13 protein-coding genes are annotated in these 11,903 nt (G+C 69.8%); 10 read left to right on the top strand and 3 right to left on the bottom strand.

What is annotated here, in order from left to right; genetic code table 11:
- The first annotated feature begins 108 nt into the window (after positions 1–108).
- On the top strand, positions 109–600 hold the full coding sequence (locus tag ACFY1J_RS17810; RefSeq protein ID WP_390712640.1) for a hypothetical protein: 492 nt from the start codon (positions 109–111) through the stop codon (positions 598–600).
- On the opposite strand, the gene ACFY1J_RS17805 is transcribed toward ACFY1J_RS17810, so the two are convergent.
- Positions 567–1,388 (bottom strand): alpha/beta fold hydrolase, encoded by an 822-nt coding sequence (locus tag ACFY1J_RS17805; RefSeq protein WP_390712641.1) that lies wholly within the window; start codon positions 1,386–1,388, stop codon positions 567–569. The genes ACFY1J_RS17810 and ACFY1J_RS17805 overlap by 34 nt on opposite strands.
- A gap of 419 nt (positions 1,389–1,807) precedes the next feature.
- Between ACFY1J_RS17805 and ACFY1J_RS17800 the strand changes: the two genes are divergently transcribed.
- A complete protein-coding gene (locus ACFY1J_RS17800; protein ID WP_390712642.1) occupies positions 1,808–2,269 on the top strand; it encodes a CBS domain-containing protein in 462 nt (153 codons plus the stop codon).
- Here ACFY1J_RS17800 and ACFY1J_RS17795 read toward each other — a convergent pair.
- Positions 2,249–2,404: a hypothetical protein gene (locus ACFY1J_RS17795; RefSeq protein WP_390731491.1), complete on the bottom strand. Its 156-nt coding sequence runs from the start codon at positions 2,402–2,404 to the stop codon at positions 2,249–2,251. The two genes, ACFY1J_RS17800 and ACFY1J_RS17795, sit on opposite strands and share 21 nt — an antisense overlap.
- A gap of 485 nt (positions 2,405–2,889) precedes the next feature.
- On the opposite strand from ACFY1J_RS17795, the gene ACFY1J_RS17790 reads away from it, so the two are divergent.
- The 6 genes from ACFY1J_RS17790 (at position 2,890) to ACFY1J_RS17765 (ending at position 10,797) form a co-directional block, all read left to right on the top strand.
- Positions 2,890–4,152, top strand: coding sequence for a cation:proton antiporter (locus tag ACFY1J_RS17790; protein WP_390731490.1), 1,263 nt, complete (start codon positions 2,890–2,892; stop codon positions 4,150–4,152).
- A complete protein-coding gene (locus tag ACFY1J_RS17785; RefSeq protein ID WP_390712645.1) occupies positions 4,149–5,447 on the top strand; it encodes an SLC13 family permease in 1,299 nt (432 codons plus the stop codon). The genes ACFY1J_RS17790 and ACFY1J_RS17785 overlap by 4 nt, the downstream gene beginning before the upstream one ends.
- A gap of 363 nt (positions 5,448–5,810) precedes the next feature.
- Positions 5,811–7,181 (top strand): hypothetical protein, encoded by a 1,371-nt coding sequence (locus ACFY1J_RS17780; RefSeq protein ID WP_390712646.1) that lies wholly within the window; start codon positions 5,811–5,813, stop codon positions 7,179–7,181.
- 216 nt (positions 7,182–7,397) lie between these two features.
- Positions 7,398–7,487 carry a K(+)-transporting ATPase subunit F gene (gene kdpF / locus ACFY1J_RS17775; RefSeq protein ID WP_390712647.1) on the top strand — a complete coding sequence of 30 codons (90 nt, stop codon included), beginning with the start codon at positions 7,398–7,400 and terminating at the stop codon, positions 7,485–7,487.
- 9 nt (positions 7,488–7,496) lie between these two features.
- Positions 7,497–9,998: an ATP-binding protein gene (locus ACFY1J_RS17770; RefSeq protein ID WP_390712648.1), complete on the top strand. Its 2,502-nt coding sequence runs from the start codon at positions 7,497–7,499 to the stop codon at positions 9,996–9,998.
- Positions 9,999–10,038: 40 nt separating this feature from the next.
- Positions 10,039–10,797 (top strand): DUF4118 domain-containing protein, encoded by a 759-nt coding sequence (locus ACFY1J_RS17765; RefSeq protein ID WP_390712649.1) that lies wholly within the window; start codon positions 10,039–10,041, stop codon positions 10,795–10,797.
- Between the two features lie 19 nt (positions 10,798–10,816).
- Here the strand turns inward: ACFY1J_RS17765 and ACFY1J_RS17760 are convergent, their stop codons facing one another.
- Entirely contained in the window at positions 10,817–11,437 is a 621-nt protein-coding gene (locus ACFY1J_RS17760; RefSeq protein ID WP_390712650.1) for a hypothetical protein, read from the bottom strand.
- Positions 11,438–11,672: 235 nt separating this feature from the next.
- Between ACFY1J_RS17760 and ACFY1J_RS17755 the strand changes: the two genes are divergently transcribed.
- Both ACFY1J_RS17755 and kdpF (ACFY1J_RS17750) read left to right on the top strand, forming a co-directional pair.
- Complete coding sequence (locus ACFY1J_RS17755) at positions 11,673–11,813, top strand: hypothetical protein (protein WP_390712651.1); 141 nt, start codon at positions 11,673–11,675, stop codon at positions 11,811–11,813.
- Complete coding sequence (gene kdpF, locus ACFY1J_RS17750) at positions 11,810–11,899, top strand: K(+)-transporting ATPase subunit F (RefSeq protein ID WP_016434100.1); 90 nt, start codon at positions 11,810–11,812, stop codon at positions 11,897–11,899. The genes ACFY1J_RS17755 and kdpF (ACFY1J_RS17750) overlap by 4 nt, the downstream gene beginning before the upstream one ends.
- Positions 11,900–11,903 lie beyond the last annotated feature (4 nt).

The raw sequence follows: 11,903 nt of genomic DNA, 5'->3' as shown, positions 1-11,903 counted from the left end.
GAGGCCCTGCCTTCATGCCCACGGCCAGCCGCGATCACCCGATCGAGACTCCCGTTCGACGCCCACCCCTCAAGATCGGAACGACAACAGCTACTTAGCCTCGGCGCCATGCGGACGACGTGCCAGAGCACGCTGGCGTTCCTCGTCATGCTGCTCGCGGTCGACACGTGCGCCGGAACCCTGAACGCCATCCGGGCCGTCCTCTGGACGGGCCTCGCCCTCCTGCTCTTCCTGGTCCTGGCTCCGCCGCGGGTGGAGACCGGCGAAGGATGGCTGCGACCCCGCTGGCTGTGGCGCGAGCACTTGGTGCGGACAGACCGGCTGGTCTCCGTGCGCTGGTCGCAGAGAGGAGCACAACGGGTGATCCTTCGCGACGCGGACGGGGCGCGCATCGAGGTCGGTCCGGAGGTGCTGGCCGCCGATCCGGCGCTCTGGCGTCTGGTGGAGACGGGCGCGAGAGCGTCGTCGGAGCAGGGGAGGCTGTGGCGGGGGCATTCCGCCCTGCGCAAGCTGTCACGAAGGATCGACTCGGAGACCGCGTTGGCCATTTTCAGGATCTCCGGCCTTCACGAGGACGGCGGCTCCGCCGAATGGCGCTGAGCATGTTCCTGCGAGTCCGGCGGAAGGCAGGAGGTCAGGAAGTCGCGCACGCGGGCTGTGATCGTCGGCCAGTCGTCTCCGAACCAGACCATGTGGCTGTCCGCGGAGCTCTCCACCAGTTCCACTCGCTGAAGCCCGGCGGACAGCGCCTCGGCATGCGTGAACGATACGGCGCCGTCGCGACGGCTTGCGATCACCAGGCTCGGCTGGGTGATGTCGGCCAGCAGGCTGTTCAGATCGGGTCCGGTTCTGAGGTCTCTGAGGTCGTTCAGGAAGCCGCTGCCCGACCTCATCCGCGAGAACAGCGCAATCAGCTCCGCCCGGTGCTCGGGCCGCAGGCCCGCCACCACATCGGCGGCCGGAAGAGTCGTGAGATCACGCAACAGCAGCCGCAGAGCCGCATCAGGGGCGCGTCTCACGAGGGCGTGTACGAGCGCCCAGGTCGCACGCTCCCGACCAGGCGCGAAGACCACCTTGGAGCCGAGGTATGTACGGCGATCGGGCCAGGGCAGCGGTCCCACGGCGCTCTGCAGGATCAGCCGTTCGACGAGTCCCGGATGCCGCGCGGCCATCGCGACCGCGGTGGGGCCTCCACCGGAGATGCCGACCGCCGCCGCGACCTCGGCGATGCCGAGCCTCCTGCACAGCGCCGCAGTGACATCGGCGAAGCCTGTCGACGACCGACCGGTCGATGCGGGTGTGCGGCCGTAGCCGGGCCGCGACGGCACCAGCACGGAGTAGCTCGCATCGGCGAAAACCTCCTCACCGAGGGTGAGGCCGGCTCGCATGTGACCGCCGTAGAAGACGATGACGGTCGCCGGGCCACGGTGCTGGAAGCGGTATTCAACCTTCCCCTGCCTCAACTCCACGGTCTGCGTGGCAAGTTCGGCATCGTTGCTGCGCCTCTGCGGGTGTCTCACTGCAGGTCCTCGTGGCGGCGGAAAGCGGCTGTGTCGGCACGGTCAGTCTCACACGAGGAGGCGCTGGCGAGACCCCGGTGGCACTCCGACGGTCGAAATCCGTCGGAGTGCTCGCCCGGCACGGCGGCTGTCGTGTCGCACCTGTTCAGGAGCCCGAACGGGGTCGGCGGAGCCACCCGTCCCGATTGCATCACAATGTCAGGGGAACCCCGCGCGACGGCTGGCCCGGGTGCCGCGGCCGCGTGACGCTTCCCTCCGACGGGACACAGAACAATCAGGAGCCGACCGTGCGGGCACGAGACCTGGCAGTGGAGTACGAGACCGTCGGCGTCGACACCGACGCCATGGCGGCGGCACGGCTGATGGCCGAACACAGGCTGCCCGCCCTGCTCGTCCTCGACGAGAAGGGAGCGCCGAAGGCGATCCTGCCCGCCTCCCAGATGATCAAGACCGTGGTGCCGGCGTACGTCATCGAGGATCCGACGCTGGCCGCGGTGGTCGACGAGCGCCACGCCGACCGGCTGTGCCAGGCACTCAAGGGCCGTACGGTGCGTGACTGCCTCTCCAAGAGCGTGCCCGCGCCGCCGGTCGCCGAGTCCGACGCGACCGCGCTGGAGGTCGCCGCGCTGATGGCGCAGGTCCGCAGCCCGCTGGTGGCCGTGGTCGACAAGGACAAGACCGGCGTGCGGCTGATCGGCGTGATCACCGCCGCTCACTTGCTGGAACGACTACTGCTCGCCGCCTCCTGAGCCGAACGGGCCGTCCCCTTCGTAGAGGGGGAGGACTCGCTCCAGGCCCAGCCGGCTGGCTGTCCTGCGGGCCTGGGGAGGGACCTGGTTGACGACCACCCGCATGCCGTGCGCACGCGCCGTGCGCACGGCCATGAAGAAGACCGCACAGCCGTCAGGGCTCTGGTACGACACGTCGCCCAGGTCGATGTCAAGGACCGTCGCCGGGATCGCAGCAAGTCCCGGAGGCGGTCTCCGACCAGCCCGGCGTTCCTGGACGTGATCTCCCCGGAGAGCCGGAGGACGACATGGTCCGGTGATGAGGCGGGTGTGTGTCCGCGGCGACGGAAACGGTGCAGTGGATGCCGCATCGGTGGCTCCAGGACAGAGGGCGGCCGACCGCCGACCAGCCTTCCCGGCGCACCTGAGCATCAGCACAGGCCGCACGGCCTGCCCACGCCGCGTGAGCCGACCCCGGGCGGGACCTGACATTGCCGGGCCCCGGCAATGTTCGCGCGGGAGAGGTGCGCATAAGGAACCTGTCAAAGATGTATCAAGGACAGGTAAGGTTCCACCTGGTGTGCCGGGAAGCCTGGTCGGCGAGTCGAGGACAGCTCTCTCTTCCGATCGGGGCGTTTGCCATGGTGCTTGTGGTGGTGTTCGGCGTCGCGCTGCTGGTGGCGGTGCTGCTGTCGGGCCTTGCGGCCCGGACGGTGCTCTCCACGTCCTTCCTCTTCCTGGTCGGCGGTGCGCTCGTCAGTGACGGCTTCCTCGGGCTGATCCACATCACGCCGGACAGCGAGATCGTGTCCGTGACGGCCGACCTGGCTCTTTTCGCGGTGCTGTTCACCGACGGCATGCACGTCTCATTGCCGAAGCTGCGCGCCCACTGGAGGAACCCGGCGCGTGCCCTGGGTCTGGGCATGCCGCTCGCGTTCGTCTTCATGGCCCTGGTGACCCACTTCCTGGTGGGCCTGGACTGGACGACGTCGTTCCTGGTGGGCGCGGTCCTGGCGCCGACCGACCCGGTGTTCGCCTCGGCGATCGTGGGCCGCAGCGAGGTCCCGGCCAAGCTGCGTCAGCTGCTGAACGTGGAAAGCGGCATCAACGACGGACTCGCCCTGCCGGTCGTGATGATCCTGATCGCCGCGGCCGGTCCGACGGCCGCCGACCTGGAGGCGTCCCCCGGGAAGATCGCGCTGGAGCTGTTGCTCGGCCTTCTCTTCGGCGTCGCCCTGCCCCTGTTCGTCAACGGGCTGGTGCGGTTCCGGCTGCTGGGCGCGGAGCCCAAGCTGCAGCCCCTGCTGCCGCTGGCGACGGGGATCATCCTCTACGCGACCTGCCACCTCACGCACGCCAACCCGTACCTGGCGGCCTTCTCGGCGGGCGCGGCCCTCGCGCACGTCTCGCCGGAGGCGAAGGCATCCTTCGAGCCGCTCGGCGAGGCGCTGGCGGAGCTGGCGAAGTTCGCCGCGCTACTGGTCTTCGGCGCGCTGCTCACACCCCGGCTCTTCGGCGACCTGTCGCTCGGCGGATACGCCGCAGTGATCCTGGCGATCTTCCTGATCCGCCCGGCATCGCTGCTGCTGTCCCTGCTCGGCACCACCATCTCCCGCAGGGAGAAGCTCGTCGCCGCCTGGTTCGGCCCGAAGGGCTTCGCATCGGTGGTGTACGGGCTGCTGGTGCTGCAGTCCGGCATCCCGCAGGCTGAGGAGGCGTTCACACTGATCGCCGTCTGCATCGCCTTCTCGATCATCGCCCACAGCTCCACGGACGTGCCCATCGCCCGCGCCTTCGACGTCGAGGAACTGGCGGGCATCCCGGACGGACGCGACGACGCGGACATCCCAAAGACCCCCCAGGCCACGGCTCTGCAGGCCCACGGAGGAACCGGAGGAACGTGAACGACTGGCACAGCTGGGCCGCGATCGTCGTCTTCGTCGGCGCGTACGCCCTGATCATCAGTGAGAAGATCCACCGCGTCGCCGTGGCCCTCGGCGGCGCAGGCCTGATGCTGGCGATCGGGGCGACCGACGACGTCTCGGCGTTCTACTCCGAGGACTCCGGGGTCGACTGGAACGTCATCTTCCTGCTCATGGGCATGATGATGATCGTCGGCGTGCTGAAGAAGACCGGCATGTTCGAGTACCTGGCCATCTGGGCGGTCAAGCGCGCCCGTGCGAAGCCGTTCCGGGTCATGGCCATGCTCGTCGTCATCACGGCCGTGGCCTCGGCGCTGCTCGACAATGTGACCACGGTCCTGCTGGTCGCCCCGGTGACCCTGCTGGTGTGCGAGCGCCTCGCGCTGCCCGCCGCGCCGTTCCTCATCGCCGAGGTGATGGCCTCGAACATCGGGGGAACCGCCACCCTGGTCGGTGATCCGCCCAACATCATCATCGCCAGCCGGGCCGGCCTGACCTTCAACGACTTCCTCGTCCACCTCGCCCCGCTCGCCGCCGTCCTGGTGGCCGTCTTCCTCGCCCTGTGCCGAGTGATGTTCCGCAAGTCCTTCGTCTACGACGAGGACCGCGCCGCCGAGATCATGGCGCTCGAGGAGGGCGAAGCCATCAAGAACCCGCGCCTGCTCGTCCAGGGACTACTCGTCCTGGCCCTGGTCGTGGCCGGTTTCGTCCTGCACCCGGTGCTGCACTACGAGCCCAGCATCGTCGCCCTGCTCGGCGCGGGGCTGCTCGTCGCCGTCTCCAACGTCGACACCCACGACGTCCTGGCCGAGGTGGAGTGGCCCACCCTCGCCTTCTTCGCCGGCCTGTTCATCATGATCGGCGGCCTCATCGACACCGGAGTCGTCAGCGAGGTCTCCCGGAAACTGGCGGATGCGATCGGCGGCAACGAACTCGGCGGCTCCCTGAGCCTGCTGGGCGGCTCGGCCGTGCTGTCCGGCATCGTCGACAACATCCCCTACGTCGCCACCATGGCCCCCATCACCAGCGACCTCGTCCGGGACATGGGCGGTGCAAGCGACCACGTCCTGTGGTGGGCGCTCGCCCTCGGTGCCGACCTGGGCGGCAACGCCACCGCCATCGGCGCCTCCGCCAACGTCGTCGTCCTCGGCATCGCCGAACGCAACCGGCAGCCCATCTCCTTCTGGCAGTTCACCAAGTACGGCCTCGTCGTGACCGCCGTGACCGTGGCGATCTCCCTCGGCTACGTGTGGTTGCGGTACTTCGCGTTCGCGTGATCGAAGGCCGACGGATCGCGGTAGGCGTCAAACCCCCGTCAAGGGAACCTGAGCAGGCGTCAGGGGCGCGTCAACGAACGCTGTGTGTGGCTGATTTCCGTCGCAGACTGATCGGCACGGGGGACGGGCAACCGTCCGTGGCGTGACGTTGGAGGGCTCGTGTCGATCACGGCCGGCACCACGCGCAGTCCTGAGGCGGGGGCCGGGACTGCCGCGCAGACACCGCACGGAACCGTCGCCCCTGCTCCAGGCCGCCGGGGACCGCGACCGAGCGGGAGGCCGCGACCGAACGGGCCCGAGCGCCGCCTCCGCCACGAGGCCGTTGCCGCGTGGGCCGCTCTGCGCCGCCGCTACTGGGCCACCGTGCCCGCGCGGCTGCGTCTTCTGCGCGCCGCCACGGCCTCCCTCGGCGTGGCTCTTGCCGTGCTGATCCTGTTCTCCGGGCTGGCCGCCTCCGGCACCTGGGACGCGATCGCCGAGCGCGACGCGCCACGCACCACCAGCGCCACCGACCTCAACCTCGCCCTGAACGACATGGACGCACAGGCCGCGAACATCCTGTTGTCCAGCGGGGACGCGGGCAAGGGGCGGACGACGGTGCCCTACACCAAGGCGATCGGCTTCTACGCCGACGCCCGCCACTCCATCGGCCACCAACTGCGCACGCTGGCCGTAGCCGCCGAGGGCGACCGGGCCGCCGAGAAGACCGAGGAGTCCCTCACCGATGACTTCGCGGAGTACCAGGAGCTGATCGGCCGTGCTCTGGAGAACGACGGTCGGTCCGGTGGCAAGCCGGCCGCCCTCGCCGACCATCGCAGAGCCACCGATCTGCTTCAGAGCCGACTCCTGCCGGAGGCACGCGCGTTGGTGGACTCCAACAACCGTGCCTTCGAGCGGCAGTACGACGCAGCGCGCTCCTCCCTGTCCGCCCAGCTCGCTGCCGTCGCCTCGCTCGGTATGCTCCTGCTGGCGGTGCTCGGCGTCCTGCAGTGGTACCTGGCCCGCCGCTTCCGCCGGATCCTCAACCCTGGTGTCCTGGCCGCCACCGTGTGCACCCTGGTCGCCGTCGTCCTTGCCGGACAGCTGCTGTCCGGCACCGCGGAGCACCTGCGTGGCGCCCGGCGCGACGCCTTCGACTCGGTCGTGGCTCTCTCGCGCGCCCGCGCCATCGCCTACGACGCCAACGCCGACGAGAGCCGCTACCTCCTCGACCCTCAGCGCCGCGACCAGTACGCGCAGGCATTCCTCACCAAGTCCCAGCATCTGTACGGCGTGAAGGGGGCGACCCTCGCGACGTACGACGACGATCTGGCCCGGACGTGGCAGGCCTACGGGCGTGACCACGGCGATCTGCGGTTCACGGGCGAGTTCCGGCGCGAATTGGACAACATCACCTACACCGGGGAGCGGGCCGCCGTCGAGAAGACCGTGGACACGTACGCCGTGTACCAGCGCGACGACCGCCGCATCCGCGCACTCGTCGCGCAGGGCAAGGAACGGGCGGCGGTCGAGTTCTGCATCAGCTGGGATCCCGGTATGTCCAACGCGCACTTCGGGGCGTACATGCACGCCCTGGGCAAGCTGATCACCATCAACCGCGATCACTTCGCAACGTCGGTCCAGGCCGGTCGCTCCACTCTCACCGGTCTGCTCCCGTGGTGCTGCGGCCTGCTGCTGGCGGCGTCGCTGCTCACGATCCTGGGGCTGCGGCCCCGGCTCGCCGAGTTCCGTTGACGGCCGCCCTCCTGCGGCCCCCGTCCCAGACTTCCCGGCACACCGCGTTCACCTGTCGGGCCGTGCCCCGTCAAGGACGTGTCAAAGTCCAGGCGTGAGGCGCCAGGGATGCGTCAAGACAGTGCCCGGCGGCCGGCGGAACCGGTTCGGTGAGGGAAACGGCTCGGCGCGCAGCGAGACAGGACGCCGCCGGTACGTCGGAGGAGCTGAGGATCGGTGGATGCTGGACATGTCGTGGGAGTGATCGTGGCCGTCTGCCTCGTCGGATACCTGGTCCTGGCGCGCATCTTCCCGGAGAGGTTCTGAGAAGGCCCGATGAGCGACGTACGGCCGGGACGGCTCAAGGTCTACCTCGGAGCGGCTCCCGGGGTGGGCAAGACCTACCGGATGCTCGACGAGGCGCGGCGCAGGGCGGCGCGTGGCGCGGACGTGGTGGTGGGGTTCGTGGAGTGCCACGGCCGCCCGCACACCGAGGCGATGCTCGACGGCCTCGAAACCGTCAACTGGCTCCGCTGCACCCACCGTGGCGGGGAGTTCGCCGAGATGGACCTGGCTGCGGTTCTCGACCGGCGCCCGCAGCTGGCCGTCGTGGACGAGTTTGCGCACACCAACGTGCCCGGCGACGGACGCAACGCCAAGCGGTGGCAGGACGTGGAGGAGTTGCTGGCGGCAGGCATCGATGTCGTCACTGCCATCAACGTCCAGCATCTCGAGTCGCTGAACGACGTCGTCGAGAAGATCACCGAGGTGCGGCAGCACGAGACAGTGCCCGACGAGGTCGTCCGACGCGCTGACCAGATCGAACTGGTCGACATACCGCCGGAGGGGCTGCGGCGGCGGATGGCGCACGGCAACATCTACGCGGCCGAGAAGGTCGATGCGGCCCTGGCCAACTACTTCCGGCCGGGCAATCTGACCGCGCTGCGGCAGCTGGCGCTGCTGTGGGTGGCCGACCGGGTCGACGAGGCACTGCAGGCCTACCGGAGCGAGCACGGCATCGGCGGGGTGTGGGAGACGCGGGAGCGGGTGGTCGTCGCGCTGACCGGCGGCCCGGAGGGCGACACGCTGATCCGGCGAGGCGCCCGCATCGCCGACCGGTCCGCGGGTGGCGACCTGCTCGCCGTGCACGTCGCCCGCAGCGACGGTCTGGCCGCCGGCGCCTCACACGCCTCCCTCGCCCGGCAGCGCCAGCTGGTGGAGGACCTCGGCGGCAGCTACCACTCGGTGGTCGGCGACGATGTGCCCACCGCGCTGGTGGAGTTCGCCCGCGCGGAGAACGCCACCCAGCTGGTGCTGGGCACCAGCCGTCGTGGCCGTCTGGAGCAGTTCCTGACCGGAAGCGGCATCGGTGAGACGACCATCGCGCTCTCCGGCGACATCGACGTCCACATGGTCACCCACGAGCGGGCCGGTCGCGGCAGGCTGCTGCCGTCCCGGCGCCGCACGCTGCCGACGTCGCGTCTGATCGCCGGGCCCGTCGCCGGGTTTGTGGTGCCGGTGCTGCTCACGTTCCTGCTCGGTCAGGTGCGCGGCGCCCTCAACCTCACCAGCGACGCACTGCTGTATCTGCTGACCGTGGTGGGGGTGGCCTGCATAGGCGGGGTCGCCTCCGCGGTGGTCGCCTCGGTGACGGCGTCCCTGTTGCTCAACTACTGGTTCGTGCCGCCCACCGGCCGGTTCACGCTCGGCGACACCAACAACTTTCTGGCGTTGCTCGTCTTCGCGATCGTCGCCGCCACCGTCGCGGCTGTCGTCGACCGCTCCCTGCGCCTGTCGCGGCGCTCGGCGCGGGCGACAGCCGAGGCGGAGACCATGTCGTCACTGGCCGGCACAATCGTCCGTGGCGGCGCGACGATCCCGGCGCTGCTGGAACGCACGCGCGAGACATTCGGCATGGAATCGGCGGAACTCGTCGAGCAGCCACCCGGTCCCCCGGCCCACGGCGGGGTCACCGTGCCGGTCGGCTCCCGTTCCTTCCTGGTCCTGCGCGGTCGCACGCTCCCGTCCTCCGAGCGGCGGGTACTGGCAGCCTTTGCCGCGCACGTCGGCTCCGCGGTCGAACGGGCCAGGCTGGAGGCGGCCGCCGCCGAGATAGAGCCGGTCAAGGCCGCCGACCGACTGCGGACGGCGCTGTTGCGGGCCGTCGGCCACGACCTGCGCACCCCGCTCGCCGCGGGCTGGGCCGCCATCACCTCGCTGCGCAGCCGTGACGTCGACTTCTCCGCTGATGACCGCGAGGAGCTGCTCGCCACCGCCGACGAGTCCATGGCCAGGCTCAACCGTCTCGTGGAGAACCTTCTCGACCTCAGCCGTCTCCAGGCAGGCGCGCTCACCCTCAACCTTCGGGCGACCACGCTGGAGGAAGTCCTGCCGAGTGCGCTGGCGGACTCCTCCGATGTCGAGGTGGGGGAGATGGAGGGGATTCCCGAGGTTCTGGCCGACCCCCCGCTGCTGGAGCGCGTCATCGCCAATCTGGTCGGCAATGCTGCCCGCCACACCCGGTCGGGGACGAAGGTGCTGGTGACTGGCAGCGCCCTGGCGGGCCGAGTGGAGGTACGGGTCGTCGACCGGGGGCCCGGACTGCCGGTCGAAGACCGGGAGCGGATCTTCGAGCCCTTCCAGCGGCTCGGCGACACCGACAACACCAGCGGTCTCGGCCTGGGGCTCGCCCTCTCCCGCGGCCTGGCCGAGGCCATGGACGGAACGCTCACGCCGGAAGACACTCCCGGCGGAGGGCTGACCATGGTCTTGTCCCTGCCGGTCGCCGCGCAGATGGCGCAGGCGCGTGGTACGCAGAACGTAGGAGGCGGTGCATGAGCGGAGGAGCCGACGCCATGAACACAGGAGGCGTAGAGATATGACCGGCTTTGCACTGCGGGACCGGGCGGCGGTGGCCGCCGCGCTGCTCGGGCCCTTCCTCGTGGCCCTCGCCCTCGTGCCCTTCCGTACCGATCTGTCGAACACGAACGCGGCGCTCATCCTGGTCGTGGTGGTCGTCGCGGTCGCGGCCGTCGGCAACCGGATCGCGGGCGCGCTCGCGGCGCTGTCGGCGGCAGTGTGGTTCGACTTCTTCCTCACCGTTCCCTACGAGCGATTCACCATGACGCAGACGGACGACATCGAAACGGCCGTCCTGCTCCTGATCGTCGGCCTCATCGTCTCCCAACTGGCCGCTCATGCCAGGCGGCTTGAGGTGATCACCGTCACCGATGCCGATCACCTTCGCCGCATCCACGAGACGGCCGAGCTCGCTCGTACCAGTCGTTCGGCCGATGCCGTGGTCGAGCACGTGCGGCGCCAACTGATCGAACTGCTGGGGTTGCGCGGGTGCCGCTTCGAGTACGGCACCCTGATGGGCCGGCCGCCGCGCCTGGAACAGGACGGATCGGTGGCGGTGGGCCGCCGGAGCTGGGACGTCGACGCGGGTGGTTGGCCGGAGGGCGAGATCGAACTGCGCGCGTACGGCAACGGCCACTACTTCGGGCGGTTCATGATGGACCCGGCACCGGGGGCGGTCCCGTCGCTCAAGGCCCGGCTGGTGGCGGTGACGCTGGCCGACCAGGCGGGTGCCGCCTTGGACACGGCCGGCCTGACGAACGGCAGGACGCCGGCCTGAGAACGTCCTTGGCAGCCCGTCAGGGGGTGGGGGTTTCGTCTGTCTCCGCGGCCAGACCGGATACCTTGAACACCGCCCACGCCGTCTCCCGGTCGATGCGTTCCGACAGGCTGCGCAGAGCCTCCAGACACGGTGAGGTGGGGCTTCCGCTGGTGGAGATGCAGGCGTCCGTGCTGAGCCGGTGCCACAGGCCCGGGTTGGCGACCAGGACCTGTGTGTCGAACTCGACCCGCCCGCCGAGCGCGTCCCGCAGCACGAGGCGTTGCCCTTCGTGACCGGTGGTGCGGGCGGCGACGAGGCGGTCGGTACGTACCCGGCGTGTGCCCCTGAGGGTTCGTACGGCCAGCCATCCCTCACCCACGGCGACGCGGGGAGGCATCAGGACGAGGAACAGCAGCAGGGCGAGTCCGCCCCACAGGGCGGCACGCGCCGCGGTGAACGTGCCGGCCGCTGCGTCCACCAGGAACAGCAGCCCGAGGAAGGAGCCAACGCACAGGAGCGCGGTCCGCAGGTCTGAGGCCCACCGGCGGTCGACAACCCCGTTCCCGTACGGCCCGGGGTGGCCGGCGGTCCTATCGGCCCGTGGGCCGGACCGGCCGATCGGCCGTCCCTTCATACGCCTGTGCGTGCGGCGTTCCATGGCGTGGACGATAGGGCGACAAACGCGCCTCGCCCGGCTTCTTAACGCCCCGCTAACGGCTTGGCGATCCGACCCTGACGCCCGCGTCGTATCCGCCGTCCGGGCCGGGAAAAGCCAGGGACTACAGGCGCCTCATGATCACCCGTAGGGGCGGCGTCGACGCGGCCGTAAGAGGTGCGTCAAAGCTGTCGGAGTCGCCGTAAGAGGGCCGTTAAGGAGAGTTGGAACCGGCCGGATGGCAGGTTTCCTTTACTGGTCCGATTCTTACTCGAACCTCATCCAGGAGCTCACGATGGCCGACGTGGCCTTCGTCATCGCCACCATCGCGGCGTTCGCGCTGGTTGCTCTCGTCGCCAAGGGGGTGGCGAAGCTGTGACCGCCGAGAACATCGTCGGCCTGGTCGTGGCCGTCGCCCTGCTGGGTTACCTCGTCCTCGCCCTGATCTTCCCGGAGAGGTTCTGAGCCG

Origin of the sequence: Streptomyces sp. NPDC001406 (genome assembly GCF_042895285.1) — a bacterium.
Taxonomy (GTDB): Bacteria; Actinomycetota; Actinomycetes; order Streptomycetales; family Streptomycetaceae; genus Streptomyces.
Note: the sequence above shows the minus strand (reverse complement) of the source record. Positions and strands in the feature narration are given on the sequence as shown.

Bases quoted from the DNA above. Each gene is read 5' to 3' on its own strand.
- ACFY1J_RS17755 (WP_390712651.1), top strand. From the start codon at position 11,673: ATGGCAGGTTTCCTTTACTGGTCCGATTCTTACTCGAACCTCATCCAG.
- ACFY1J_RS17790 (WP_390731490.1), top strand. From the start codon at position 2,890: ATGGTGCTTGTGGTGGTGTTCGGCGTCGCGCTGCTGGTGGCGGTGCTG.
- ACFY1J_RS17805 (WP_390712641.1), bottom strand. From the start codon at position 1,388: ATGCGAGCCGGCCTCACCCTCGGTGAGGAGGTTTTCGCCGATGCGAGC.
- ACFY1J_RS17765 (WP_390712649.1), top strand. From the start codon at position 10,039: ATGACCGGCTTTGCACTGCGGGACCGGGCGGCGGTGGCCGCCGCGCTG.
- ACFY1J_RS17795 (WP_390731491.1), bottom strand. From the start codon at position 2,404: ATGGCCGTGCGCACGGCGCGTGCGCACGGCATGCGGGTGGTCGTCAAC.
- ACFY1J_RS17770 (WP_390712648.1), top strand. From the start codon at position 7,497: ATGAGCGACGTACGGCCGGGACGGCTCAAGGTCTACCTCGGAGCGGCT.
- ACFY1J_RS17760 (WP_390712650.1), bottom strand. From the start codon at position 11,437: ATGGAACGCCGCACGCACAGGCGTATGAAGGGACGGCCGATCGGCCGG.
- ACFY1J_RS17810 (WP_390712640.1), top strand. From the start codon at position 109: ATGCGGACGACGTGCCAGAGCACGCTGGCGTTCCTCGTCATGCTGCTC.